Raw genomic sequence first — 24,932 nt, forward strand, 5'->3', positions numbered from 1 at the left:
AAGAACCATGACTCCCGATGATCACCGCGAAGGCCTGTGGGACCCCGAGCGCTCCGAACACGTCCACCGCAAGCGGGCACTGCCTAAATCCCGAGTGAGCGTGACCCTGTGGCTGATGATCGCGCTCATCGTCGTGGTGGCAGTGGTGGGCGTCGTCCTTTAAAGGGACGACGCTTTAGCGTTCGTCCCCTGGCCTCTTGGCGGCTTGGGCGAGGCGCTGGTAGAGCTCCTGCTTCGGTAGATCCTCCAAGAGGACTGGCTCGCCGGCGGTATTGCACAGCGGGATGCACCAGTTGGGGTACTGATCTTTCGTCGTGCCCGGTTGGTTTTGCGCGCGCACGTCACCGACCATATCCACCACGTTGGTGACCGTCAGCGCGGAGGGGGTTCCCGCAATGTAGCGGTGCAGGGCAACCAGCACGTCCTCTTCGTTCTCGCGGTTCTCCAACATGCCATAGGCATGCAGGTTATCCTTGACCTCATCCTGCCACGCGCGATCCTCGGCTTCTTCCTCCGCCACCGGGCGGGTCAACAGGCCCAGGCGGGCGCGCAGTGCGATGTGGTCGCCGCGCAGGTAGGCCAGTGTGGGCGGCAGATCGTGCGTGCCTACAGAGGACATCGCCATGTGGCGGTATTGATCCTGCGGGCGCGGGGTGGGCCCTTCGTTGGCGTGCTCAAACCAGATGATCGTGGTGCCGAGTACCCCCATATCGCGTAATGCATTTTGAACCCAGGGCTCGAGGGTGCCCAGGTCCTCACCCACGAGGACCGCGCCGGCGCGCTCGGCCTCGAGCGCGAGGATGCCGAGCATGGCTTCCCAGTCATAGGTCACATAGGTGCCGTTGAGCGGGGTGGACTGGCGCGGGATCCAGTACAGGCGGAACAAGCCCAGCACGTGGTCGACGCGCAGACCGCCAGCGTTGCCCAGCATCGTGCGCAGCAAATCGCGCCACGGCTCGTAGCCGGCCTCTGCCAGACGGACCGGGTGCCACGGCGGCTGCGACCAGTCCTGACCCTGCTGGTTATAGTCATCCGGCGGAGCGCCCACCGAGCACTGGGGAGCCAGGTACTCGGAGAGGTTGACAGCATCGGCACCAGCGGGGTGGATGCCCACGGCCATATCGGTGATAAGCCCGATGCTCATGCCGGCGTCGAGCGCGCGGCGCTGGGCGGCATCCAGCTGCTCATCGCAGAGGAACTGCAGCCAGGAATAGAACTCGGCTAAGTCGTTGACGTCGAGGCTCAGCGCGTGGCGGCGACCACTGTGGCGCGAGAGTTCAGTCTCTGCACACCACAGCGCGAAATTGCGCAGGCCGCGGCCCTCGCGGCGCTGGTACTCGCTGAAGGCGGTGCGGCGCTCCGGGGTCATTCCCTGGTTGAAGAGCTCCTGCAGCACCTGCAGCTTGGCCTCGAAGATGGAATCGCGGTCGATCTCTTCGGCAGACCGGTTGCGCTCGCGGAACTCGGCGGCGAGCTCGGCGACGTCCTCCTGAAGCTCCGGGCTGAGCTGTTTCAGCTCCGGAATATCCTCGATGCGGATGTAAATCGGGTTGATGAAACGCCGCGTGGTGGGCAGGTAGGGCGAATCCTCCACAGGCGGGATTGGCTCGCCCGCGTGCAGCGGGTTGATAAGGAGGAAGTCATAATCCGGAGCCAGTACCTCCGCGAGCTCGGCTAGATCTCCGAAATCGCCCATGCCCCAGGACTTCTCGGAGCGCACCGAATACAACTGCGCCATCGCGCCCGCGGCGGGGCGCTCGAGGAAGCGATCTGCTGTGCTCAGATGGTTCGGCACGACGATGAGCGGGCATTCGTGTTCGCCGATGCCGGGCGAGGATAAGTGCAGCTTGTGGAAACCTAAGGGCAGGTCACCGGGGACGTGGAAGCTGGCCTCGCCCCACATGGTTCCGGCGACGTCGGCAGCCGGGGCGTTGTTCGGATCCTGGTAAGTCGGCCGCGTCTCGCCGTTTTCCAGCTCGATGGTGACGGTGACGGGGTCGCCGTCGTGGACGTGGACGACGAAAGACTTTTCGGCACCCTCGCGGGCCACCACGCACGGCGGCAGCGGGCGGGAGGCGCGCTCGAGATAATCCTCGAACAGGGCTTGGGTTAGCTCCTCATCGTCCGGACGGTCGGAGATAGAGACGCCGAGTGCGCGCAGCGTATAGGTAATTGTTTCCTCGCTGACGTACACGGGCTGTCCGTTCTGGGCGGTGTACTCGCAGGCCACGCCGTGGCGTTGGGCAAGTTCTTGAAGCAGATCACGGGTAGTCACATCCCCCAATTGTGCCACGCCCTCCCTGCGCGCGGGAGAAATCCGGTTGGTAGAGTGGGCTGGAATTTAATTTTTGTGGGAAAGGACACAACTGTGACTTTGAATGAAGCGCATACGAAAGCGGAGTTCGAGATCAAAGACGGGGAGACCTGCCTTACCGCCATGATGGCTACGGCACACGCCCGCCCACATGGCGTGCTGTTTACCCGCCCCGCGAACTACGAGTGGGTCAACGTCACGGCCAAAGAGTTCGTGGAAGAGGTCTACGCGGTGGCCAAGGGCCTCATCGCTTTCGGCGTGGAGCAGGGAGACCGCGTGGCTCTTATTTCTACCACCCGCTACGAGTGGTCCCTGTTGGACTATGCCATCTGGGCCGCCGGTGCTATCTCCGTTCCGGTGTACCCGTCTTCATCGATGTCACAGGTCCAGTGGATCATTGAGGATTCCGGCGCGATCCTCGCCATTACGGAAACCCGCGAGCACTCCGAGCTGGTTAAGCACCTGAAGCTGCAGGAGGATGGCACCCCGCAGCTGCACGGCTCGCCCTCCCAGCTGCGCCGCGTGCTAGAGATTAACTCTTCGGCCATCGATACGCTGAAGTTTGAGGGACGCGACATCAGCGACGACACCGTCGACCAGCGCATCGAAGCCACGAACACCGATGACGTCGCCTCGCTGGTCTACACCTCTGGCACCACCGGTCGCCCCAAGGGCTGCATGCTGACCCACCGCAATTGGCTGGCAGAGGCGCGCGGCCTGCTGACCAACCCCATTGGTGCCATCGCCGTGCCGGGTGCGCACGTTTTGACCTTCCTGCCTTTGGCACACGTCTTTAGCCGCGCGGTGTCACTGGCGGTCACCATCGGCGGTGCCTCCCAGAACCACTGGTCCGATTTCGGCACCATCACCATCGAATTCGCGCGCTCCCGCCCGAACCTGATCCTCGGCGTGCCGCGCGTGTTTGAGAAGGTACGCAACGGCGCGTCCGCGAAGGCCCACGCCTCCTCCGCATTCAAGGGTGCAATCTTCGACCAAGCTGAAAAGGTCGCCATCGAATACTCCAAGGCGCTGGATACTCCGGAGGGGCCTAACCGAGTCCTCAAGGCCAAGCACAAGGCCTTTGACAAGCTGGTCTATTCCGCCATCCGCCAGGCGATGGGCGGCGAGGTCAAGTACTGCATCTCCGGTGGTTCGGCCATCTCGCAGGACTTGCTGCACTGGTACCGCGGCATCGGCGTGACCATCTACGAGGGCTATGGCCTGACGGAGACCGCAGCGGCTGCCGCCGTGGACTTCGTGGACCAGTCCATCGGTACCGTCGGCCCGCCGCTGGGTGGAACGACGCTGCGCATTAACGACGACGGCGAAATCATGATCAAGGGAGATATCGTCTTCAAGGGCTACTGGCAGAACGAGGAAGCCACCGAGAACTCCCTGCAGGACGGCTGGTACAACACCGGCGACCTGGGTGAAATCGATGAGGACGGCAAGCTCGTTATCACCGGCCGCAAGAAGGACCTCATCGTCACCGCCGGCGGCAAGAACGTCTCGCCGGGGCCGATGGAAGATATCCTGCGCTCCCACCCGCTGATTTCCCAGGCCATGGTGGTCGGCGACGGCAAACCCTTCATCGGCGTCTTGCTCACCCTCGATGAGGACGCGCTCAAGCGCTGGAAGGCCGATCACAACATTTCCGCGACCAAGGGCATGCGTGAGGTAGCTGCTGATCCGGCACTGCGCGCGGATATTCAGGACGCCATCAACCAGGTCAACGCTACGGTCTCCCACGCCGAGGGCATTAAGAAGTTCGTCATCCTCGACCAGGACCTCACCGAGGAAAGCAACGAACTCACCCCCACGATGAAGGTGAAGCGCTATGTCGTGGCGCAGCGCTACGCAGCGGACATTGAGCGCCTCTACGCCGGCAAGAAATAAGGCTGGATGGAGTCTGTGAATTCCTTCGGAGTGTCGCGCAGACCCACGGGAGAATCTCTAATAGAGTCAGCGGGGTCAGAAAAACTCTAAACCTCAACTAGAGGTTCTCGCGGAAAGGGCAGCCTATGCACAAAATCGCAGCCGAGCTGCGCCACCGTGAGCTGACCCAAGAAATCTATAACATCGGCGACGAAGTCGTTGACTACATTGAGCACCTCATCGAGGCCATCGAGGACTGGGATGATGAACTCTCCCTCGACTGCTTGGCTGAGCTGGGGGACATCGTCGAGGACGCCCGCGTGGATTCCGGGCGTTGTGTCGGCGAACTCATCGGCCTGCGCCACGCGCTGGTCTCCGGGCTGAAGTCCGGCACCATCTCGGCTGCCTCCTCCGGCGACAACGACGTTGAGGAACCGAAGCAGCTTACCGCCCGCGCGCTCGCTGAGGGCCTGCCCATCTCCGGCCCGCCCGTTGTGGTTTCGGAGCTGGCAGAAACCCTGCGCGGCCGCACCGCCGCGGTGGCCGCCTACCTGCGCGAGCTGGTTGAGTACGTGCTGGCGCAAACCGACGCCGTGGCCCGCAACCTCGATGTGGTCTCCCTGCCGAACCTGTACAAGCGCGCCGGCGAGTCCGCGCTCATTGCAGTGCAGGCCTGGCGCCACACCGTCGTTGAGGCACACCCCGCCTTCGTGCGCACCATGCGCGGGCATAACCCGCCGCCCTTCCTGGAGGAGCGCGCGCGTATCGACGCCGTTGTTGCCCGTGTGCGCGCCAAGCGTCAGAAGAAGGCCGCCACGACTGCCTAGTCGCCGCATCACAGACTTCCTTGTTGCCAACACACAAGGATTACCTAAGAAAAGCGCCACCGAGATTCCCTCTCTCGGTGGCGCTTTTCGCTGTTAGCGTGTCACGTCTAGCTTCGTGTGCCACGCCTAGCTTTCCGTGTCACGCTTAGCTTCGTGTTCCCCCGTTTAGCGCGTAAGCGCTAGACCCCCGGGTTCTTCGACGCCGGCACGGCCTGGTCCAGCTGCTCCGTAATCTGCGGCCACAGCTGGCCCATGATGTCATCCCAGGTGAGGATCCACACCGTCTTGTCCTTGGTGGGCTTGCCCACGACGACGAGCTGCTCATTGCGGGCGCGCATCTGGTCCAGCGTCTTCTGCACGGTGGAGGAGGAGCCCACCGCCAGTGCGGGGCGCGAGAAATCTAGCACCGGAGTTTCCGGGTCCGCCAACAGGGTGTCGCGCACATGGACGATGCGGGGGATGCGCGAGGTACGCGGGTAGACCAGCACGCGCATGATGGACTTGCGTACTACGAGCTCGTGGAGCTCGGCCACGGTGGCATCGGAGGAAAGCGGCAGGATTTCCGAGCCGTGCTCGCGGGCCAACTGGGCCGCGGTGGAGGCTTCCAGCTCGATGACGCCGGTGATCTGGTTCGCGGAGTCGTCGTCAAGCGTGCCCGTCAGGCGCGAGTGCTCGACCAGATGGCGCAAGGTTTCTGCGTCGTAGCCGGCTGCACCGGCGCGGTCCACAGGTTCTTCACCAGTCATGCGGACCAGCTTGTTGGCCATCTTGTTAATCCAGATCAGCAGCGGGCGGAAGAGCCAAATGAAGCCGCGAGCAGGGACCGCGATGAGCTGCAGAGCCGTTTCCGGGTGGGCAATGGCCCAGGACTTTGGCGCCATCTCACCGATGACCAAGTGCAGGAAGGTCACGACGAACAGCGCAAGGAGGAAGGAGACGACGTCCGCAACGCCCAACGGCAGGCCCAGCGCCTCAAGTGGGCTCATCAGGAGGTGATGGACCCAGGGCTTGGTCACCGCACCAAGGACGAACGTCGCGGCGGTAATGCCCAGCTGCGCGCCGGCCAACATGATGGTCAGCTCGTTGAGCGAGCGCAGGCCCGCACGCGAGGCCGCTGAGGACTCCGCGGTTTCTTCCAAGCGGTTGCGGCGAGCGCCCATGAGGGAGAACTCGATGACCACGAAGAACGCGGAAGCAGCGATGATGAGCAGGGTGACGATGAGGTTAAACCACCAGGTATCAGTCATTAGTCATCTTCTCCTTCCGGGAATTCCTCCACCAGCTCGAGTGATAGGACGGAGGGGACGTGGCGGTCGATTTCCTCGACGCGCACGTTGAGCGTGCGGATGGGGGCTTCGTCGCCATCGACCCAGTCTTCCGGCTCGGCCTCAAGCTCGATGGAAAGCTCTTCGCCTTCCTCCGGCAGCGTGCCGGAATGAGCGATGAGCAGGCCGGCGACGGTTTCGAAATCGCCCTCTGGCAGGTCGTGGCCGATGGCGCGCTCCACCTCGTCGATGGGCGTGTCACCGTCGACGATCCAGTGCGTCTCGTCCTGCTCAGTGATTTCCTCGGTTTCTTCGAGGTCGTGCTCGTCGGTGACATCGCCGAGGATTTCCTCGGCCAAGTCCTCCATGGTCACGATGCCGACGAAGCCGCCGTATTCGTCGATGACGCAGGCGAGTTTCTCGTCGGCGTCGCGAAGCTCCGTGACGACGTCGGGAAGCGGCATGAGCTCCGGCACCACCACGGGGGCCTTCATGATTTCGCGGGCCGGGGTGGCCGCGGGCAGCTCGGTGCCCAGCACGTCGTAGAGGTGCACCACGCCGATGGGATTGTGTTCATCGTCGATGATGGGGTAGCGGGTGTGGTTCTCCGACATCATCTCGCGCACCTCGCCGATGGTGGTTTCGGGCTCGATGACATCCACGCGCGAGCGCGGAATCATGGCGTGTCCCACGTCGTGTTCGGGGAAGTCGAGGAGGCGGTCGAGCACCAGGTAGGTGTCCTCATCCAAGTCGCCGGCCTCGTGGGAGGCATCGACGATGGACTCCAAGTCATCGGTGGTGGCAGAAGAATCGACATCCTCCACCGGCTCGATGCCGAATAACTTGAGCAGGGCATTGGAGGAATACTCGAAGAAGTGGATGAGCCAGCCAAAAATCTTGAGGTACCACATCGTCGATGCGGACAGCCACAGCGCTGACTTCATGGGGGCTGCGATGGTGTAGTTCTTCGGGAAGAGCTCGGCGAAGAGCATGGTGAGAACCGTCGAAATAGCAAGCGCCGCCACGGTGCCTACCGCGACGGATACACCCGTGGGCACGCCCACGCCGCCCAGCAGCTGGCCCAGGCCTTGGCCCACGAGGGGCTCGGCCACATAACCGATGAGCAGGCCGGTAATCGTGATACCCAGCTGCGCGCCGGAGAGCATGAAGGATGTCTTTTGCGTGATCTTTAAGGCGCGCTCCGCGGGCTTATCCCCAGTCGCTGCGCGCTGGCGCAGCTGCGTGCGGTCCACCGACATGAAGGCGAATTCCTGCGCCACGAAGTAGGCGTTGGCCACGATAATGAGAGCGATGACGGCGAAACCCGCCACAATCATCAGGATGGCAGATAACACGGCTTACCCCACCGCCTTAGGGAGGCGGCGGGGACATCGACTCGGAGGTTCCACTTAAAAGAGGCCTTTCTTCACTATCGGGGTTGCAAATCTGCACTATAGACTACCGCTTTAACGGCGCTGTCGGATACTTTGTTCCCATGGATCCCTTTGGTCTCTACATTCACGTTCCTTTCTGCGCCTCCCGTTGCGGCTACTGCGACTTCAACACCTATACCCCGGGTGAGCTGGGAGGGGACCTGACCAGCGATTATCTGGCTGCTCTGGAGAAGGAACTGGAGATGGCGGCGGCCCAGGTGGGGCGCGAGGCCGAGACGGTTTTTATTGGCGGTGGCACGCCGAGCCTGCTGGGCGCCGACGGCCTGGGCCGTGTCTTGTCGAAGGTTCGCGACACCTTCGGCCTCGCCCCGGACGCGGAGGTCACCACGGAATCCAACCCGGAATCCACCTCGCCGGAGTACTTCGCTGGGCTTCTCGACGCCGGCTTCACCCGCCTTTCCCTGGGCATGCAATCCGCCTCCCCGGGGGTGCTCGCCGTGTTGGAGCGAGCCCACACGCCGGGCCGGGCCTTCGATGCGGCGCGCGAAGCCATCGATGCGGGCTTCGAGCACGTCAACTTGGACATGATTTATGGCACGCCGACAGAAGAAGATGCGGATGTGGCCCTGACCTTGGAGCGTGCCTTGGAGACCGGGGTGGATCACATCAGCGCGTATTCGCTCATCGTGGAAGATGGCACGCGTATGGCCCGCAAGGTATCGAAGGGTCTGCTTCCGGCCCCGGATGAGGACGTGCTGGCCCGGCGCTATGAGATGATCTCCTCCACGCTCGAAGCCGAGGGTTTCGAGTGGTATGAGGTGTCCAACTGGGCCAAGCCGGGCGGGGAGTGCCAGCACAACCGCATCTACTGGATGGACGGCAATTGGTGGGGCGCGGGCCCGGGCGCGCATTCGCACCTGGGCAACGAGCGCTTCTTCAACGTGAAGAACCCGCGGACTTACATCAAGGCCGTCGGCGAGGGGGAGCTGCCCATCAAGGAGCGCGAGCAGCTCAGCGCCGCCGACCGCCACACCGAGCGCATCATGCTGGGCCTGCGCCTGCGCGAGGGCATCCCGGCGTCCTGGCTCGCGCCGGCCGCCGAGCCCGTGGCCGCGCGCTTTATTGAGCGCGGCCTGCTCGAGCTTTGTGACGGCCGCCTCCGCGTGACCAAGGCGGGCCGCCTGCTCGCGGACGGGATCATCACCGACCTCCTTGTGGCTGAAGACACCGCTCGTTAGCGGCTTGCCCCACCTGCGGGCCGGCCTCCAAGTCCGCATCAGCTGGCCCACTAGCGGCTGGCTTCGACCCTCGTAGATGGTTCCAGTGAAAAGGCTCCAGTCAGAAGGTTTGTTTGGGGGGCAAACAAACCTTCCTTGGGCTGCAAGAAGGTTCGTTTGGGCACAGGTAAACCGTATGACCCGAACCATTTGAGTAGAACCACTTGGAAGCGGCGGTGAACTACCTGCCCGTAGTCGTTGATTTCCACAGCTTTTCCACCCCTGACCGCCAGAACGGATAGCCTTAAAGACATGTCTAGCTCCACCGATGCCCGCCGCCAAGAAGTCCTGCGCGCCATCGTCGCGGACTACATCGCCTCGCAATCGCCGGTCGGCTCCAAGGCCCTGCTCGAGCGCTACCAGCTGGGCGTGTCCTCGGCGACGATTCGCAATGACATGGCCGTGCTCGAAGCCGAAGGCCTCATCGCCCAAGAACACGCCAGCTCCGGGCGCGTGCCCACGCAGAAGGGCTACCGCCAGTTCGTCGACACGCTCCACGACGTCAAGCCGCTCTCCAAGGCCGAGCGCCGCGCCATGCTCACCTTCCTCGAAGGCGGCGTCGATTTGGAAGACGTCCTGCGCCGTTCGGTCCAGCTGCTGGCCCAAGTGACCAAGCAAGCTGCCGTGGTGCAGATGCCCAACCTCAAAGTCTCCCGCGTCAAGCACTGCGAGGTCGTAGCTTTGTCACCGGTGCGACTGCTGCTGGTGCTCATTACGGATAATGGGCGCGTCGATCAGCGCAATGTGGAGCTCGATGACGTCATCGACCCCGAGCAGACCCACCGCCTGCGCGATATCCTCAACACCGCCCTGGAGGGTAAGACGCTCACCGATGCCTCGGCGGAGTTGGCCGCGCTTGTCGACGACTCCCCAGCCGACATCCGCCCCCACCTCCTCAAAGCAGCCACCACGCTGATTGAGACCCTCGTCGAACAGCCCTCCGATCGCCTGATCATGGCGGGAACCTCTAACCTCACCCGCGTGGCCCTGCCCGAGGGCCTGCCGTCGATCATCGAGGCCCTGGAAGAGCAGGTCGTGGTGCTGAAATTGCTGGCGCGCGTGCCAGACCTGGGCAATGTTTCGGTCTCCATCGGCGAGGAAAACGAGGCCGATGAGCTGCGCCAAACCTCCGTCGTGGCCACGCGCTATGGATTCGGCACCGGCTCGGAGGCCGCAGCACTCGGCGGGCTCGGTGTGGTGGGGCCGACGTATATGGACTACTCGGGAACAATCTCCAAGGTCTCTGCCGTTGCACGCTATGTGAGTGAAATTCTGGCGGGCGAGTAAGCTGGCCCGTCGGATTAGATTTAGCATCAACGAGATATAGAAGGATGACAGTACGTGGCTCGTGACTACTACGGCATTCTTGGTGTAGAAAAGTCGGCGTCGGATGCCGAGATTAAGAAGGCCTACCGCAAGCTGGCGCGCAAGTACCACCCGGACGTGAACCCGGGCGATGACGAGGCCGCGGAGAAGTTCCGCGAGGCTTCCCTTGCACAGGAGGTTCTGCTGGATCCGCAGAAGCGCCGGGTTGTGGACATGGGTGGTGACCCCATGGAGGAGCGCGCAGCCCAGGGCGGCGGCTTTGGTGGTTTCGGTGGCGGCGGCCTCGGGGATATCTTCGCCGAGTTCTTCGGCGGGGGAGCTGCCTCCCGCGGTCCGCGTTCCCGCGTGCAGCCGGGCGATGATGCGCTCCTGCGCACCACCATTACCCTCGAGGAGGCCTATAGCGGCGTGAAGCAGCAGGTTAAGGTCGATACCGCTGTGATCTGTGACCGCTGTGAGGGAACCGGTTCCGAGTCCAAGTCCAAGCCGGTGACCTGTGATCACTGCGGCGGCATGGGCCAGGTTCAGGAGGTCCAGCGCAGCATGCTGGGCAACATGATGACCACCCGCGATTGCCCGAAGTGCTACGGCTTCGGCGAAGTCGTTACCGATCCTTGTGGCCACTGCGGCGGCGATGGCCGCGTGCGCAAGCGTCGCGATATTACGGTGAATATCCCCGCCGGCATTGGTGATGGCATGCGCATCCGCATGGCTTCCCAGGGCGAGGTCGGCCACGGCGGCGGCCCCGCTGGTGACCTGTACGTTGAGGTGCACACCGAGCCGCACCCCGTCTTTGAGCGCAATGCCGATGACCTGCACTTGACGGTTCGCGTGCCCATGGTGGATGCAGCTTTGGGCTCTTCCTGCACCGTCGAGCAGCTCGACGGCGAGGAGCTCACCATCGATATCGCGCCGGGCACCCAGCCGGGCGAGTCCATCACCCTCCAGGGCAAGGGCATGCCGCGCCTGCGCACCGATGGCTTTGGCAACCTGCACGCCCACGTGGATGTGGTGATCCCGACGGTCCTGGATAAGAAGACCCGCGAGGCCCTGGAGAAGGTCCGCGCCGCTGGCCACGGTGGCACCGAGGTGCACCGCGCCGGTGACAACCAGGGCGAATCCCTCTTTACCCGCCTCCGAGGCAAGTTCCGCCGCTAATGTCTCTGCCCGTCTTCCTCCACCCGGACCTGTCCCTCGCCGAGGTCGGCCAGCCCGTGGGCCTCGATGGCGCGGAGGGCCGCCACGCGGTCACCGTCAAGCGCATGGGACCAGGGGAGCACCTGGCCCTGATCGATGGGTCCGGGCGCCGCGCCACCGCCACCATCACCGATACGCAGGGCAAGGACACGCTGGCCGCGCTTGTCGACGACCTCGTAATCCTCCCCGAGCCCTCCCCACGGGTGGTCGTGGTCCAGGCCATCCCGAAATCGGAGCGCGCCGAGTTGGCCGTCGACCTGGCCACCCAGGCCGGCGCGGATGAGATCATCGCCTGGCAGGCAGACCGCTGCGTGTCCAAGTGGGATGCCAAGAAGGCCCCGAAGGCGCTAGCCAAGTGGGAATCTGCTGCCGTGGCGGCCGCTAAGCAATCGCGCCGCGCGCGCGTGCCCGCCGTGCGCGGCCCGCTGACCACCCGCCAGCTGTGCCAGGAAATCTCCGGTGCTCGCGCGCTGGTCCTCCACGAGGACGCCGAGGCTCGGCTCAAGGATCTTGCTGACCTCGACTCCGCCGAGACCATCTACCTGCTGGTGGGCCCGGAGGGCGGCATCGGCGCGGAGGAACTAGCCCGCCTACAGGACGCCGGTGCGACGGCGATCAAGTTGGGGCCGGAGGTGTTGCGGACGGCGTCGGCAAGCATGGTGGCGTTGGCCAGCATCGGCACCCTGACCGCGCGCTGGTAGCCTTTTGGGCGTGCCTATTATCACCACCAAGTTTGATCTCGATTCCGCCTACCTCGCCACGGTGCTCGGTCCGGCGGACGATAACCTGCGCGTTTTGGGCAACCTCGTGGGCGTGGACCTTTTCGCTCGCGGCACCACAGTCACCGCCGCCGGCCCGGACTATGAGGTGGCCCGCGCACGCAAGGTCTTAGAGGAGCTCGAGGCGATTGCCCGCCGTGGGCATCCGGTGAGCACCGATACCGTTAAGCACACTCTGGACCTTGTCACGGTGGATGCTCCCGCTTCCGTGTCTGAGACGCTCGCGGCCGATATTGTCTCGCGCCGCGGTAAGGCTGTGCGGCCGAAGACTCTTGGGCAGTCGCGCTACGTGCAGGCCATCGATGAGAACACGATTGTCTTCGGTATCGGTCCGGCCGGTACCGGTAAGACCTACCTGGCGGTGGCCAAGGCGGTGCAGGCCCTGCGCGCCAAGCAGGTCAGCCGCATTATCTTGACCCGCCCGGCAGTTGAAGCGGGGGAGAAGCTGGGCTTTCTGCCCGGCACCCTCAACGACAAGATCGACCCTTACCTGCGCCCGCTGTACGACGCTTTGCGGGACATGATCGATCCGGAGATGATTCCGAAGCTCATGGAGGCCGGCATCATTGAGGTCGCACCCCTGGCCTATATGCGTGGCCGCACGCTCAACGATGCCTTCGTCATCCTCGACGAGGCCCAAAACACCACCCCGGCGCAGATGAAGATGTTCCTGACGCGCCTGGGCTTTGGCTCCACCATCGTGGTGACCGGCGATATTTCCCAGGTGGACTTGCCCGGTGGCCAGGTCTCCGGACTGCGTCTGGTTCGCCGCATCCTGAAGGGTGTGCCGGATATCCACTTCGCGGAGCTGGGCTCTGCTGATGTGGTGCGCCACCAGCTGGTCGGGCGCATCGTGGAGGCCTACGATAACTTTGCTGAGCAGGAGGAGAAGAAATGAGCATCGAGTTTATTAACGAGTCCGGTTATGACGGCGTCAACGAGGAGATGCTGATCGACGTCTGCTCCTACGCCCTCGGCCGCCTCGACGTGAATCCGGATGCCGAGTGCACGATTACCGCGGTGGATCTGGATACCATCGCGGAGTTGCACGTGCGCTGGATGGATCTGGAGGGCCCGACCGACGTGATGAGCTTCCCCATGGATGAGCTCACCCCGGGTGCTACGGCTGGCCGCCCCGACGCGGTGGAGGCCGGACCTGCGATGCTGGGCGATATCGTGCTTTGCCCGGAGTTCGCTCAGCGCCAGGCCACGGCCGCCGGCCACTCACTGGGCCACGAGCTGGCTCTGCTCACCGTGCATGGTTGCCTGCACCTGCTGGGCTATGACCACACGACTGCGGCGGAGGAAAAGGAAATGTTTGGCCTGCAGAATGAGCTGCTGGCGGACTGGTACGAGGACTTGGCAGCACGCGGCGTGAGCTACCAGCCCAAGCCTTCTGGCCCGAAGGCCTTCCCGGATGCGGCCGAGCGCGCCGAGCTGGATAAGGAAGTCCCCGGCGGCGGTCTGTAATCCGGATGCGGGTGGGCCCACCGCCTGTGTCAGTTGCGGCCAAACACAGGCAGTTCGTTTGCTTAAATGAGGCCAATCGTTGAGGTGCTGCGTGGGGCGTAGCACAATAGGGGATTATGAACATCCTCTCCATTCAGTCCCACGTCACCTTCGGCCACGTGGGCAACTCCGCAGCAGTCTTTCCACTTCAGCGCGCTGGCCATGAGGTGTGGCCGATTCACACGGTGAACTTCTCCAACCACACCGGTTATGGCGATTGGGGCGGGCCGATGATCCCGGCGGAAGAGGTCACGGCGATTGTGGACGGCATCGAGAAGCGCGGCGCCTTTCCGCGCATTGATGCGATTTTGTCTGGCTACCAGGGCGGCCCGGACATCGCCGGCGCCATCGTGGATGCCGTGAACCGCATCAAGGCGGTTAACCCGAGTGCCCTCTATGCCTGCGACCCGGTGATGGGCAACGCCAAGTCCGGCTGCTTCGTCTCCGATGAAATCCCGCCGCTGCTGCGCGATAAGGTCGTTCCCGTCGCGGACATCATCACCCCGAACCAGTTTGAGCTGGGCTACTTGACGGACTCCGAGGTCGGCACCTTGAAGCAGACCCTCGCCGCGGTGAAGCGCGCTCAGGAGATCGGACCGAAGACTGTGCTGGTGACCTCGGTGCAGCGCCCAGAGACCAGCGAGGACGAGATTGAGATGCTCGCCGTTGATGGCGAGCGCGCCTTCCTGGTTACCACCCCCAAGCTGCCGTTCAAGCGCAACGGCTCGGGCGATGTCACGGCCTCGCTTTTCACCGGCCACTACGTGGAGACGCATGATGCGAAGGAAGCGCTCAAGCGCACCGCGTCTTCCGTCTTCGACTTGCTGCAGAACACCTACGAGGCGGATTCCCAGGAACTGCTGCTCATCGAGTCGCAGGACGTCTTCGCTCACCCGCAGCTGCAGTTCCAGGTCACGGAGCTCTAGCTTTCACGCCTCTTTCGCTGCCCGCGCGCCTTTGCAGCCTTGGGCTCTGTCTGGTTTTCTTGGTCTCGCGCACCAGCCTGATCCTTGGTTTTGCTTGGTCTCGCGCGCCAGTCTGATCCTTAGCCCCGCAAAAGGCGTCCGGCAAATGGCATCCCGCAGAAGGCATCTGTCAGAAGGCGTTTTCACTCCTGAAAACGCCTTTTGCGGCGTCCAGATGGCGTTTTTCCTACCAAAGACGCCTTTCGGAAGATGCCGTTTGCAAGATGCCATGTGGCGCAAGCTTTTTCGCAGTCGCCATGCGGCGGATAACCTCGCGCCACCAACCTTCACCCGCACCTCGTTGCTGCTTTCGCGGCCCACCTTCAACGATGTCGTTTCCAGCTATAAGGTTCTACTCACATGGTTCGGGTCAGAAGGTTCTCTTGGGGGCAAACAAACCTTCTGGAGGCCTCTAGATGGTTCGTTTGGGGGCAAAGAAACCTTATGACTAGAACCGTCTGACTGGAACCCTCTGCAGGGCGGATAAACTCCGCGAAAGTGCAGAAGGTCCCTTTAGTCTGGTCCCTTCGCACACTAAAGGGACCATTTAGCACGCGAAAACCGGCACCAGATGGTCCCTTTGCACAGAGAAGGGACCAGAGTAGAAGGACCAAACTACAAGGACCATCTGCCGGTGCATCGGCAGGAAGCTCTCGGGGCCGCACGTCGAGAGTCAGAGCAGCGCTTTACAACAAGAACGGGACTCGGCAGCTGTTGCGTTATGATATGAGGCAATATGAGCACTGATTTCGATGCCGCCTTCGCCGACCTACCAGCCGAGGGCGAAGCCAACCCCGCCGACTATTCGCAGTACACCGACACGCCCGAGGGCTTCCACTCCGGCTTCGTGTCCTTCGTCGGCCGTCCCAACACCGGCAAGTCCACCCTGACCAACGCGCTGGTGGGGCAGAAGATCGCCATCACGGCTGACCAGCCGGAAACCACCCGCCACCCCATCCGCGGCCTGGTCCACCGCGAGGATGCGCAAATCGTCCTCGTCGACACCCCCGGCCTGCACCGCCCGCGCACCTTGCTCGGCGAGCGACTCAACGAGGTCGTCAAAGACACCTACGCCGACGTCGACGTCATCGGCCTGACCATCCCCGCGGATGAAAAAATTGGCCCCGGTGATCGCTGGATCCTGGAGAACGTGCGTAAGGTCGCCCCGAAGACCCCCATCATCGGCATCGTCACCAAGCTGGATAAAGCATCCAAGGACCAAGTCGGCGCCCAGCTGCTCGCCCTGCATGAGCTGCTCGCCGAAGAGAACCCCGATGCCGTGGTCATCCCAGTTTCCGCCACCGAGCGCGTGCAGCTGGATGAGCTGACCCAGGTCATCGTGGACCACCTCCCCGAAGGCCCCAAGTTCTACCCCGATGACCATGTCACCGACGAAGACCAGTCCAAGCGCATCGCCGAGCTGATCCGCGAGTCCGCGCTGTCCGGCCTGAAGTACGAGCTCCCGCACTCCGTCGCCGTCGAGGTCGATGAGATCCTGCCCAGCCAGGAACGCCCAGACGTCCTCAACGTCCACGCCATCCTCTACCTGGAGCGCCCCGGCCAAAAGCGCATCATCGAGGGCAAGGATGGCCGCCGCTTCCGCCGCATCGTGGGCACCGCCCGCAAGGAAATCATCCAGCTGCTGGGCCAGAACGTCTACCTTGACCTGCGCATTAAGGTTTTGAAGAACTGGCAATCGGACCCGAAGGCGCTGGGCCGCCTGGGCTTCTAAGAGCTGGCGAGCTTCTACATGCGCGAGAATTTCCGCGACCGCGCCCTCGTCATCCGCACCTATGATTTCGGCGAGGCAGATCGCATCATCGTGCTCTTGACCCGCTACCACGGCCTCGTGCGCGGGGTGGCCAAGGGTGTTCGCCGCGCCAAATCGCGCTTCGGCTCGCGCCTGCAGCTCTTTGTCAACCTCGACGTGCAGCTGTATCCCGGCCGCAACCTCTACACCATCTCCCAAGCCGATACCGTTGACTACTTCGGCGCGCGCATCATCGAGGACTACGAGCGCTACACCGCCGCCTGCGCCGCCCTCGAATCCGCCGAGCGCCTCGCCGCCGCCGATGCCCCCGGGGACCCCTACCTCTACGATGCCTGCGTCGATATCCTCAACCAACTCCAGCACGGAGATCCGCTCATGCTTCTCGACGCATTCCTCCTCAAAGCCATGTCCCACGCCGGCTGGGCACCCAGCCTTTTCGATTGCGCCCAGTGCCAAAGGCCCGGCCCCCACCACGCCTTCCACCCGGCCGTGGGCGGAGCTGCCTGCCACCAATGCCGCCCGCCGGGAGCCGCCGAGGTGGACCCGGAAACCCTGCACCACATGTGGCTTATCGCTCACGATCACCCCAGCCAGCCGACGAACGCCCAAGCCCAAGAGGCCCATCGCCTCACCCGCGCCCACCTGCAATGGCATCTTGAGCGAAGCGTTGGCGCGCTGGGGATCATGGAACAGTAGACTGTAATCCGTGATTACGCCTGACCCGAACCGAGTCCTTCATCCGCCCGCTATCCCGCAGGAGTTCCTGCCGCGCCACATCGCACTGGTCATGGACGGCAACGGCCGCTGGGCGGAGGAGCGCGGCATGAAGCGCACCGAAGGCCACCGGCGCGGGGAAGCCGTGCTTCTCGATGTCGTCGATGCCTGTCTTTCCCTCGGCGTTCCCTACCTGTCCGCCTACGCCTTCTCCACGGAAAACTGGCGCCGCAGCGCGGAGGAAGTCCGCTTCCTCATGGGCTTTAACCGCGACGTGCTGCGCCGCCAGCGCCACTGGCTCAACGAGAGAGGAGTGCGCGTGGTGTGGGCCGGCCGCCGCCCGCGCCTGTGGCGCTCCGTTATCAAGGAGCTCGAGGCCGCCGAGGAGCTCACCAAGGACAACACCACGATGACCCTGGTGATGTGCGTGAATTACGGTGGGCGCGCCGAGCTTGTCGACGGCATCCGGGAACTCGCCGAGCAAGTCTCCCGCGGCGAGCTGGACCCGCGCTCCATCAACGAGAAGACGGTGAGCTCGGTGATGTATGACCCCGATATGCCGGACGTGGATCTGTTCTTGCGCCCCTCCGGTGAGAAGCGCACCTCCAACTTCCTGCTCTGGCAGTCGGCTTATGCAGAGATGATTTACCAGGACAAGCTCTTCCCGGATTTCACTCCGGAAGACTTGTTTGCCGCGGTGGAGGAGTACGCGCGGCGCGACCGCCGCTTCGGCGGCGTCAAGTAGCCAGCATCGTTTCTAACGCCCGAAACCCTGATTTCGGGCCTTAGTTTCGGGCGCGGCACTCGGCGCAGATGCCGAAGATTTCGGCATCGTGGCCGGTCAGCTCGAAGTCGTGCTTCTTGGCTACCGAGGAGGCCCACTCTTCAATAGGGCCGCCGTCGATTTCTTCGGTGCGGCCGCACTTGGTGCACACCAGGTGGTGGTGGTGCGCATCGCTTTCGCAGTGGCGGTAGAGGGTTTCACCGGAGGGCATGTGGAGCGCGTCGACAGCGTCGATCTCCGAGAGTGATTGGAGCGTGCGATAGACGGTGGTGAGGCCGACTTTTTGGTTACCGTCGATAAGCGCTTGGTGAATGTCCTTGGCAGAGACGAACTTGTCGAGACTACGCAGGACCTCAACGACGGCGGTGCGCTGGCGGGTATTGCGAGCACCGAGTTTGGGAATACTGTCGTGGATGGACATGGCCCCTAGTTTATCAACACACTTCCATTAAGCGGTGGCCAGTGAGGCGTCGCGAAGCAAGGGCAGCACCTTAGGCGCCACCAGAGAATAGCGAACCTCGCGGCCGGTGCGCTCACTGTCGACGATCTGCGCGCGCTTGAGAACCCGCAGGTGCTGGCTGATAAGCGGCTGCGATTTGCCGGTCGCGGACACCAGCTCGTGGACGTAGTGGTCGCGCTCGGAGAGGCGCTGAATGATATCGATGCGCAGTGGTGAATCCAAAGCGCTAATCACGGTGGCAGCCGCGGCACGATCGAAAGGGAGAGCTTCGCTCTGGGTGTTGGTCACGCCATTCACCTTCAGTCATATCTATTGATGGAGAGTTAAAAGAGAGCTATCGGTACTATAGCCGAAGAATGCGGAAATGTGTATAAAATGCACCACACTTTTGGGGTGACGGCACGCGGCGGTGAGGGGCACGCTAGACTAGGCCGCACTGTATAAAGACTGTCCCCTACCAGAGGAGTCCCATTAGCTATGGCATCCGTCATTGATACCGTCGTCAGCCTGTGTAAGCGCCGCGGCTTGGTCTACCAGGCAGGTGAAATTTATGGCGGTTCCCGCTCTGCGTGGGACTACGGCCCGCTTGGCGTCGAGCTCAAGGAAAACATCAAGCGCCAGTGGTGGCGCCACATGGTGCAGTCCCGCGATGACGTCGTGGGTGTCGATACATCCGTGATCCAGCCGCGCCAGGTGTGGGTGTCCTCCGGCCACGTCGAGGTTTTCACCGACCCGCTGGTGGAGTCCAAGCACACCGGTAAGCGCTACCGCGCCGACCACCTGATCGAGGCTTACGAGGAAAAGCACGGCCACGAGCCGGAGAACGGCCTTGCGGATATTAATGATCCGGAGACTGGCCAGCCGGGTGACTGGACCGAGCCGAAGGCCTTCTCCGGTCTGCTCAAGACTTTCCTGGGTCCGGTCGACGATGAGCAGGGCCTGCACTACCTGCGCCCGGAGACCGCGCAGGGTATCTTCGTGAACTTCAAGAACGTGATGACCTCGGCGCGTATGAAGCCGCCGTTCGGTATCGCGAACATCGGTAAGTCCTTCCGCAATGAGATCACCCCGGGCAACTTCATCTTCCGCACCCGCGAGTTCGAGCAGATGGAGATGGAGTTCTTCGTCAAGCCGGGCGAGGATGAAGAGTGGCACCAGTACTGGATCGATGACCGCTTCAACTGGTACATCGACCTGGGGATTAAGGAAGAGAACCTGCGCCTCTACGAGCACCCGCAGGAGAAGCTCTCCCACTACTCCAAGCGCACCGTGGACGTCGAGTACGCCTATAACTTCAAGGGCTCCAAGTGGGGCGAGCTGGAGGGCGTGGCCAACCGCACGGACTATGACCTTTCCGTGCACACCAAGGGCTCGGGCGAGGACCTGTCTTACTTTGACCAGGAGGCTGGCGAGCGCTGGACCCCGTACGTTATTGAGCCGGCTGCCGGCCTGGGCCGCGCCATGATGGCCTTCCTTATCGATGCCTACGACGAAGAGGAGGCCCCGAACGCCAAGGGCGGTACCGATAAGCGCGTGGTGCTGCGCCTGGACCGCCGTCTGGCTCCGGTCAAGGTGGCCGTGCTGCCGCTGTCGAAGAAGGAAGAGCTGTCCACCCCGGCCCGCGAGCTGGCCAACAAGCTGCGCGCCAACTGGAACGTGGAGTTCGATGTCTCTGGCGCCATCGGCCGCCGCTACCGCCGCCAGGACGAGATTGGTACGCCGTTCTGCGTGACCTATGACTTCGACACCCTCGAGGACAACGCGGTCACCGTGCGTGAGCGTGACTCGATGGAGCAGGAGCGCGTCAAGCTCGACGAGCTTGAGGCTTACCTGGCTGCCCGCCTGGCTGGCTGCTAATGCACTACACCAGCTGGGACCGCAGCGACCGCAAGAACCCGGTCCTCCTCGTGGGGGAGGGGCCGGCGTCGTTGGGCATGTTCCAGGAACGCTCGGCAGATGTGGAAGGCGAGCACTGGCGCTTGGGCCTCGATGACCTGGGCGCGTCGGTGACCCTGGAAGACGACCGCGTCTACCGTCTGGCGGGCAATCCCAAGCGTGATAAGCGCTTGGAGGCCTCGCTGGACGGGCGCACCTTTGCCTTCATCAACGAGGCCGGCGGTGACTGGATTGTCGAGGACCACGAGGGGCTGAAGATTGCCCAGTTCTCCTCCAAGAACTCTGGCGTGCGCAAGGCCATCCTCGAGTTCGAGGGCGAGAACAGCGATGACTCCGATGACCTCAGCCATTCGGAGATTGCGGCTTTGAGCTGGTTTACCCGCGTCATTTTGGAGGCCCGGACGCAGAAGACCGCGATCCCGATCATCGCCATGCTGTTGCTCATGACCATTGTCGCCATCATTGCGGTGCTCCTCTGATGCAACGCTGGGTGTGGCGCGATGGGGCGCTGGTGGATGGCGCGGGCGAGGTCATCGCCCGCGTGAGACCGACGGGCCTGCTGCTGCCCGGGACGGGCACCACCATCGCCTTCGAGCACATCCCGGGCGCTCGCAGCTTTACTGTACGCGGGCCCGACTTTTCGGCGGAGCAGACCAGCTTCACGGTGAAAAAGCTGCGTGCGGTCTGTCAGGGCCGCGAGTACTTGCTCGAGCGCACGAACCCCTTCCGCCGCGAGCGCCGCATCCTCGCTTTGTCTGGCCCCGCCGCCGAGGTTGCCCGCACCACCCCGCGCGGCCGCGACCTCGAAGTTGCGGTGGGCGAGCTCCCCCTCACGGACGCCGCCTTCACCAGCTACTGTTGCCTGCTTCTCGACGGCTCCATCCGCCCCTTCCGCACCTAAGCCCACCTTCCGCGGTGCCGCCCATTTGTGCACCGAACCCCTACTTCGCACTGCTGCCCGCCAAAGCCCACTTCGCTTTCTTGCTGCCTGCCTGCTCGGCGCACGTCCCCTTCTTGCTTCCTGCCTGCTAGGCCGTGCTTTCCGCTCTCTCACAGATGGTCCTTCTGGTTTGGTCCCTCCACTCTGGTCCCTTATGAGTGCAAAGGGACCATGTGGCGCAGCTTTTCGCCTGATAGATGGTCCCTTTACTAGGCAAAGGGACCAGAATAAAGGCACCAAACTAAAGGGACCTTTCGCGATATAACCTGCACCGACATGCGAGTAGTGGAGTTTGTCTTCGAAGAGGAGCTCTCCGAGTGTGTTTGCTCGGCTTGGTATGCCGGTAGAGGGTTCGAGTCAGATGGTTGCAGTCATAAGGTTTGCTTGCCCCCAAACGAACCATCTAGCGCATTGCAGAAGGTTTACTTGCCCCCAAGTAAGCCGTTTGACTGCAACCATCTGAGGCGAACCGTTTGGCCAGAACCATGTGCATGACCGGTTTACACCAATCATGTACGTGCACCAATCCCGTATCCGTGGATCTACTTGGCCGACAATCGAGTCGGTATCCAACCGCCCGATGCGTGCAAGGACATTCGGCAGAAGGCATCCCGCAAACGGCATCCGACAGTCCGGCAGAAGGCATCTGGCAGATGGCATCTGTCAAAAGGCGCCTTTGGGGCTGAAAACGCCATGTAGAGGGTGCAAAAGGCGTTTTTAGCTGTGAAAACGCCTTCTAGAAGATGCCTTTTGCCAGATGCCTTTTGCAAGGAGCCTTGTGCGAGATGCCATGTGGGACCGCCCTGGTTATGAGATGCCGGGTGTGGGCCGCGGGTCTCGAGGGCTCGCGCGGGGAAGTGGGTGAAGCCGGCTGGGAGGAACTGGCGCGGGGAAGGGGAGAGGACGGGGAAGTGGGTGAAGACAGCTGGGAGGGGCTAGCGCGGGGAAGGGGGAGAGGGCGGCTAGAAGGAGCCGCCGCGGAAGCCACCTCCACCGCCGCCGCCCGAGAAGCCACCGCCACCAAAGCCGCCTCCTCCGGAGAAGCCACCGCCGAAGCCGCCACCGTGGCCGCGGGAGCTGCCGCCGCCGAGGATTTGGCCCAGCACCATGCCGGTGAGGATGTTGCCTGCGGCATCGGTGGCCTGGCGGCGCTGCTCTTGGCGGCGGTAGGCCTCCAGGTCTTCCTTCGCGCGGTTGAGCGAGGTCTGCGCGGCAGAAGCGGCATCGCGGGAGTAGTTGAGCGCCGCGCGCAAGTCCTTCGAGGCGGAGTTCTGGGCTTGGGCGAAGAGGCGGGTGGCATCGGCAAGAGCCACACGCGCATCGGGGCCCACCACGCGGCCACGCGAGGAGAGCAAGTCCTCAGCTGCCTGGATAGCGGACTCGGCCGCGGCAATCTGCTGGCGGTAGAGCGCGATCTGGCGCTCGCGGGTGGCGTTGGTTTCGCGGACGGTGTCCAGCTGCTGGTCCAGTTCGCCATCGATAGCCGTCAGCGCCGTGTACTGACCCAGTGGATCACCCTGACCGTGCTCGCGGGCTGCGCGCAGAGCCTCCCGGGCGCGGGCCAGCAACTCCTCCAAGGCGGCCCAATCTGCAGTCGAGCCCTGGGCCTTGCCGCGCTGTTCGAGGTGCTGGGCTTCGGCGATTTCTTCCTCGACCTCATCGATGAGCGCAGGCAGGTTATCGCGAGCCGCCGTGATTGAGTTCTCCGCATTCTCCACGCCATTCAGCAGGCGGTCGGAGACCTCCAGCGCATGCTCGGCATCGCGGATATAGCCCACCAAAGGACCCTGTTGGCCAGCGGGCTGGGACTGCAGTTCGCGGCCGCGCTCCAACAGCTTCTCTGCCTCATTGAGGGAGACCTCCGCCATCTCCGGGTTATCCGCGATGGAGGACAGCACCTCCTCGGAATAGGAGCTGCTGAGAGCAGACAAGGTAGCGCGCGCCTGCGGCAGGCGCCCGCGCAGGTCGACCACCCGACGCGTCAGCTCATCCAGCTTGGAGCTGGCGTTAATGAGCAAGTCACGCATCTTGGCAAAGTCCGCCGCCTGCGCATCCAAGGCGTCATCGGCCTGCCCGCAGGAGGAGATAATTTCCACCAGCATCTGGCGGCGCTCCGCCGCGGTTTCCGGCAGGTTGTCCTGGATTTTCTGCTGGAGCTGGAAGGCCTTCTGCAGGGTCAGCGTGGAGTGGTTCATCGCGCGCGTGAACGGGCGAGTGCGCTCGGGGCCGAACTCGGCCACCGCGATGTCGAGCTCCTCCTTGCCACGGCGAATCGACTCATCCGTGGAGACCAGCTCCTCCTGGGCCAGCTTCTCCAACGTATCCATATCCAGGCGGTCCAGCTGCGCGGTATTCCCCGGCTCAATCTGGCGCGCCGACTCCAGCGTGGCCGCCGAGTCCTTCTTGGTCTTGCGCCGGCTGGCCACCGCGATTCCGCCACCCGCCAAAGCCAGCGCGCCCGCGCCGCCAGCTAGCCACAAGCCTCCCGAGCCATCGGAATCAGAAGAGGAACCAGCTGAGCCAGAAGAGGAAGAAGAACCGGAAGCGGCAGCGTCGACAAGCGCGAGTGCGGAAGCACCGAACTGGCGCCCGTCGGCAAGCTTGGCGTAGGCCGCCTCATACATCACATCCAGGCGCCCGCGCGGCCAATCATTACCCGTCTGCACGCCCACGGTGGAATCATCCACACCCACCACATAGGCCGCAGAATTCGGGCCCTTGGACTGCACAATCTGATCCGCATAGCTCTCCGCGCCCTCCGGCAGCGACGAGGCAAAGACCACGAAAATCACCACGTGGTTCTCCTGCTGCAGCGCGGCAATCTTGTCCTCCAACTCGGCCTTCTCCGAGTCCGAGAGCACCCCCGCCTCATCCGTCACCTTCTCCGTGAGCGAGGCAGCCTCCGGCGCGGCAACAACGAAGTCCGCAGCCACGGCCGGGCTAGCAGTGGCCAACCCCAGCACGAGGGCGGCGAGGGCGACGCGTCCAATACGAGCAGCAGTAGTCATGCGCACCACGATACCTGCCACCCAACGCTAAAGTGGACAGGCAGTGAAGTACGTTATTGTCCTCGGCGCCGCGCAATACGACGGGCGCCCCTCCCGAATCTTGAGCGGCCGCGTGCGCTTCGCCGCCGAGTACGCCACCGCGCACAACCTGCCCATCATCACCGTGGGCGGGAACTTGCCCGGCGATAGGTTCACCGAAGCCGGGGTGGCACGGGCCTTGCTTGACGACGAACCCCTTAAAGTCACCGCCCTCGAAGAAGGCCTTGACACCCGCAGCGAGCTGGTAGCTGCGCGCGAAAAGCTTGGTGTAAGCGAGGCTGTCATCATCACCGACCCGCTCCACCGCCTGCGCACTTTCCTCATTGCCCGCCAAGAAGGAATCACCGCGACCGTTATGGGTACGCCCTATTATCCTTCCCGGCGCTTCTCCATCCCCTGGTGGCGCTACCTGGCCCACGAGACCGGTGGCCTAGCCTACCTGGGCCTGCGCACCCTGCTGGGGGAGAAGCGCACCGAAGGCGTGCGGACGGCCTTCTACCGCATCGAGCGCCTCATCCGCCCCAACCAGGCCCTGCGCCACCGTGTTATTGGCGCGAGGCAGACCCAGGAAGACCAGGACTCCGCCTAAGCT

Annotated in this window: 24 protein-coding genes; 18 read left to right on the top strand and 6 right to left on the bottom strand. The window is 63.4% G+C overall.

Annotated elements, in window-relative coordinates:
* Nucleotides 1–7 precede the first annotated feature (7 nt).
* Nucleotides 8–163, top strand: a complete 156-nt coding sequence (locus tag HMPREF2635_RS13425) for a hypothetical protein (protein ID WP_168162657.1) — start codon at nt 8–10, stop codon at nt 161–163.
* Nucleotides 164–175: 12 nt separating this feature from the next.
* On the opposite strand, the gene malQ is transcribed toward HMPREF2635_RS13425, so the two are convergent.
* Nucleotides 176–2,275 carry a 4-alpha-glucanotransferase gene (gene malQ, locus HMPREF2635_RS07190; protein ID WP_232751691.1) on the bottom strand — a complete coding sequence of 700 codons (2,100 nt, stop codon included), beginning with the start codon at nt 2,273–2,275 and terminating at the stop codon, nt 176–178.
* Between the two features lie 93 nt (nt 2,276–2,368).
* Between malQ and HMPREF2635_RS07195 the strand changes: the two genes are divergently transcribed.
* Together HMPREF2635_RS07195 and HMPREF2635_RS07200 are read left to right on the top strand one after the other, a co-directional pair.
* Complete coding sequence (locus tag HMPREF2635_RS07195; protein ID WP_070513603.1) at nt 2,369–4,210, top strand: AMP-dependent synthetase/ligase; 1,842 nt, start codon at nt 2,369–2,371, stop codon at nt 4,208–4,210.
* A gap of 125 nt (nt 4,211–4,335) precedes the next feature.
* Nucleotides 4,336–5,016 carry a hypothetical protein gene (locus tag HMPREF2635_RS07200; protein ID WP_070513599.1) on the top strand — a complete coding sequence of 227 codons (681 nt, stop codon included), beginning with the start codon at nt 4,336–4,338 and terminating at the stop codon, nt 5,014–5,016.
* 179 nt (nt 5,017–5,195) lie between these two features.
* On the opposite strand, the gene HMPREF2635_RS07205 is transcribed toward HMPREF2635_RS07200, so the two are convergent.
* On the bottom strand, nt 5,196–6,263 hold the full coding sequence (locus HMPREF2635_RS07205; protein ID WP_070513595.1) for a CNNM domain-containing protein: 1,068 nt from the start codon (nt 6,261–6,263) through the stop codon (nt 5,196–5,198).
* Nucleotides 6,263–7,636, bottom strand: coding sequence for a hemolysin family protein (locus HMPREF2635_RS07210; RefSeq protein WP_046649032.1), 1,374 nt, complete (start codon nt 7,634–7,636; stop codon nt 6,263–6,265). The genes HMPREF2635_RS07205 and HMPREF2635_RS07210 overlap by 1 nt, the downstream gene beginning before the upstream one ends.
* A gap of 140 nt (nt 7,637–7,776) precedes the next feature.
* On the opposite strand from HMPREF2635_RS07210, the gene hemW reads away from it, so the two are divergent.
* The 11 genes from hemW to HMPREF2635_RS07260 all read left to right on the top strand — a co-directional run bounded on the left by hemW (nt 7,777) and on the right by HMPREF2635_RS07260 (nt 17,958).
* The gene (hemW, locus tag HMPREF2635_RS07215; RefSeq protein ID WP_049157273.1) at nt 7,777–8,913 is read left to right on the top strand and encodes a radical SAM family heme chaperone HemW; all 1,137 of its coding nucleotides are present in this window, start codon (nt 7,777–7,779) and stop codon (nt 8,911–8,913) included.
* A 291-nt stretch (nt 8,914–9,204) separates the two neighbouring features.
* Nucleotides 9,205–10,239, top strand: coding sequence for a heat-inducible transcriptional repressor HrcA (gene hrcA / locus HMPREF2635_RS07220; RefSeq protein WP_046649033.1), 1,035 nt, complete (start codon nt 9,205–9,207; stop codon nt 10,237–10,239).
* A gap of 54 nt (nt 10,240–10,293) precedes the next feature.
* Complete coding sequence (dnaJ, locus tag HMPREF2635_RS07225) at nt 10,294–11,436, top strand: molecular chaperone DnaJ (protein ID WP_070513593.1); 1,143 nt, start codon at nt 10,294–10,296, stop codon at nt 11,434–11,436.
* A complete protein-coding gene (locus tag HMPREF2635_RS07230; protein WP_070513590.1) occupies nt 11,436–12,176 on the top strand; it encodes a 16S rRNA (uracil(1498)-N(3))-methyltransferase in 741 nt (246 codons plus the stop codon). Before dnaJ ends, HMPREF2635_RS07230 begins: the two co-directional genes overlap by 1 nt.
* Before the next feature lie 10 nt (nt 12,177–12,186).
* Complete coding sequence (locus HMPREF2635_RS07235; protein WP_046649036.1) at nt 12,187–13,152, top strand: PhoH family protein; 966 nt, start codon at nt 12,187–12,189, stop codon at nt 13,150–13,152.
* On the top strand, nt 13,149–13,724 hold the full coding sequence (gene ybeY / locus HMPREF2635_RS07240; RefSeq protein ID WP_070513587.1) for an rRNA maturation RNase YbeY: 576 nt from the start codon (nt 13,149–13,151) through the stop codon (nt 13,722–13,724). The genes HMPREF2635_RS07235 and ybeY overlap by 4 nt, the downstream gene beginning before the upstream one ends.
* A gap of 116 nt (nt 13,725–13,840) precedes the next feature.
* A complete protein-coding gene (gene pdxY / locus HMPREF2635_RS07245; protein WP_070513584.1) occupies nt 13,841–14,689 on the top strand; it encodes a pyridoxal kinase PdxY in 849 nt (282 codons plus the stop codon).
* Between the two features lie 145 nt (nt 14,690–14,834).
* Nucleotides 14,835–15,176 carry a hypothetical protein gene (locus HMPREF2635_RS13290; RefSeq protein WP_141761689.1) on the top strand — a complete coding sequence of 114 codons (342 nt, stop codon included), beginning with the start codon at nt 14,835–14,837 and terminating at the stop codon, nt 15,174–15,176.
* A gap of 288 nt (nt 15,177–15,464) precedes the next feature.
* Nucleotides 15,465–16,460, top strand: coding sequence for a GTPase Era (gene era / locus HMPREF2635_RS07250; RefSeq protein WP_070513581.1), 996 nt, complete (start codon nt 15,465–15,467; stop codon nt 16,458–16,460).
* Nucleotides 16,461–16,478: 18 nt separating this feature from the next.
* Complete coding sequence (recO, locus tag HMPREF2635_RS07255; RefSeq protein WP_046649039.1) at nt 16,479–17,195, top strand: DNA repair protein RecO; 717 nt, start codon at nt 16,479–16,481, stop codon at nt 17,193–17,195.
* Nucleotides 17,196–17,205: 10 nt separating this feature from the next.
* Entirely contained in the window at nt 17,206–17,958 is a 753-nt protein-coding gene (locus tag HMPREF2635_RS07260; protein ID WP_046649040.1) for an isoprenyl transferase, read from the top strand.
* A 40-nt stretch (nt 17,959–17,998) separates the two neighbouring features.
* Here HMPREF2635_RS07260 and HMPREF2635_RS07265 read toward each other — a convergent pair whose 3' ends face one another.
* Together HMPREF2635_RS07265 and HMPREF2635_RS07270 are read right to left on the bottom strand one after the other, a co-directional pair.
* Entirely contained in the window at nt 17,999–18,418 is a 420-nt protein-coding gene (locus HMPREF2635_RS07265; RefSeq protein WP_070513579.1) for a Fur family transcriptional regulator, read from the bottom strand.
* 27 nt (nt 18,419–18,445) lie between these two features.
* Nucleotides 18,446–18,745, bottom strand: coding sequence for an ArsR/SmtB family transcription factor (locus HMPREF2635_RS07270; protein WP_070517872.1), 300 nt, complete (start codon nt 18,743–18,745; stop codon nt 18,446–18,448).
* Nucleotides 18,746–18,934: 189 nt separating this feature from the next.
* Between HMPREF2635_RS07270 and HMPREF2635_RS07275 the strand changes: the two genes are divergently transcribed.
* Genes HMPREF2635_RS07275 through HMPREF2635_RS07285 form a run of 3 tightly spaced genes read left to right on the top strand, consistent with a single transcriptional unit; the run spans nt 18,935 to nt 21,254 of the window.
* Nucleotides 18,935–20,314, top strand: a complete 1,380-nt coding sequence (locus HMPREF2635_RS07275; RefSeq protein ID WP_070513576.1) for a glycine--tRNA ligase — start codon at nt 18,935–18,937, stop codon at nt 20,312–20,314.
* Entirely contained in the window at nt 20,314–20,832 is a 519-nt protein-coding gene (locus tag HMPREF2635_RS07280) for a hypothetical protein (protein WP_070513573.1), read from the top strand. Before HMPREF2635_RS07275 ends, HMPREF2635_RS07280 begins: the two co-directional genes overlap by 1 nt.
* Entirely contained in the window at nt 20,832–21,254 is a 423-nt protein-coding gene (locus HMPREF2635_RS07285; RefSeq protein WP_070513570.1) for a hypothetical protein, read from the top strand. Before HMPREF2635_RS07280 ends, HMPREF2635_RS07285 begins: the two co-directional genes overlap by 1 nt.
* A gap of 1,001 nt (nt 21,255–22,255) precedes the next feature.
* On the opposite strand, the gene HMPREF2635_RS07290 is transcribed toward HMPREF2635_RS07285, so the two are convergent.
* On the bottom strand, nt 22,256–24,301 hold the full coding sequence (locus HMPREF2635_RS07290) for a TPM domain-containing protein (protein WP_070821488.1): 2,046 nt from the start codon (nt 24,299–24,301) through the stop codon (nt 22,256–22,258).
* Between the two features lie 43 nt (nt 24,302–24,344).
* On the opposite strand from HMPREF2635_RS07290, the gene HMPREF2635_RS07295 reads away from it, so the two are divergent.
* Nucleotides 24,345–24,929, top strand: a complete 585-nt coding sequence (locus HMPREF2635_RS07295; RefSeq protein ID WP_070821489.1) for a YdcF family protein — start codon at nt 24,345–24,347, stop codon at nt 24,927–24,929.
* Nucleotides 24,930–24,932: the final 3 nt, after the last annotated feature.

The sequence above is a fragment of the Corynebacterium sp. HMSC035E02 genome (assembly GCF_001836065.1).
Lineage (GTDB): Bacteria > Actinomycetota > Actinomycetes > Mycobacteriales > Mycobacteriaceae > Corynebacterium > Corynebacterium hiratae.

Excerpts from the sequence above, each read along its gene's own strand:
- HMPREF2635_RS13425 (WP_168162657.1), top strand. The coding sequence starts at position 8 with ATGACTCCCGATGATCACCGCGAAGGCCTGTGGGACCCCGAGCGCTCC.
- HMPREF2635_RS07200 (WP_070513599.1), top strand. The coding sequence starts at position 4,336 with ATGCACAAAATCGCAGCCGAGCTGCGCCACCGTGAGCTGACCCAAGAA.
- HMPREF2635_RS07205 (WP_070513595.1), bottom strand. The coding sequence starts at position 6,263 with ATGACTGATACCTGGTGGTTTAACCTCATCGTCACCCTGCTCATCATC.
- hemW (WP_049157273.1), top strand. The coding sequence starts at position 7,777 with ATGGATCCCTTTGGTCTCTACATTCACGTTCCTTTCTGCGCCTCCCGT.
- hrcA (WP_046649033.1), top strand. The coding sequence starts at position 9,205 with ATGTCTAGCTCCACCGATGCCCGCCGCCAAGAAGTCCTGCGCGCCATC.
- HMPREF2635_RS07230 (WP_070513590.1), top strand. The coding sequence starts at position 11,436 with ATGTCTCTGCCCGTCTTCCTCCACCCGGACCTGTCCCTCGCCGAGGTC.
- ybeY (WP_070513587.1), top strand. The coding sequence starts at position 13,149 with ATGAGCATCGAGTTTATTAACGAGTCCGGTTATGACGGCGTCAACGAG.
- pdxY (WP_070513584.1), top strand. The coding sequence starts at position 13,841 with ATGAACATCCTCTCCATTCAGTCCCACGTCACCTTCGGCCACGTGGGC.
- HMPREF2635_RS13290 (WP_141761689.1), top strand. The coding sequence starts at position 14,835 with ATGGCATCCCGCAGAAGGCATCTGTCAGAAGGCGTTTTCACTCCTGAA.
- era (WP_070513581.1), top strand. The coding sequence starts at position 15,465 with ATGAGCACTGATTTCGATGCCGCCTTCGCCGACCTACCAGCCGAGGGC.
- recO (WP_046649039.1), top strand. The coding sequence starts at position 16,479 with ATGCGCGAGAATTTCCGCGACCGCGCCCTCGTCATCCGCACCTATGAT.
- HMPREF2635_RS07265 (WP_070513579.1), bottom strand. The coding sequence starts at position 18,418 with ATGTCCATCCACGACAGTATTCCCAAACTCGGTGCTCGCAATACCCGC.
- HMPREF2635_RS07275 (WP_070513576.1), top strand. The coding sequence starts at position 18,935 with ATGGCATCCGTCATTGATACCGTCGTCAGCCTGTGTAAGCGCCGCGGC.
- HMPREF2635_RS07280 (WP_070513573.1), top strand. The coding sequence starts at position 20,314 with ATGCACTACACCAGCTGGGACCGCAGCGACCGCAAGAACCCGGTCCTC.
- HMPREF2635_RS07285 (WP_070513570.1), top strand. The coding sequence starts at position 20,832 with ATGCAACGCTGGGTGTGGCGCGATGGGGCGCTGGTGGATGGCGCGGGC.
- HMPREF2635_RS07290 (WP_070821488.1), bottom strand. The coding sequence starts at position 24,301 with ATGACTACTGCTGCTCGTATTGGACGCGTCGCCCTCGCCGCCCTCGTG.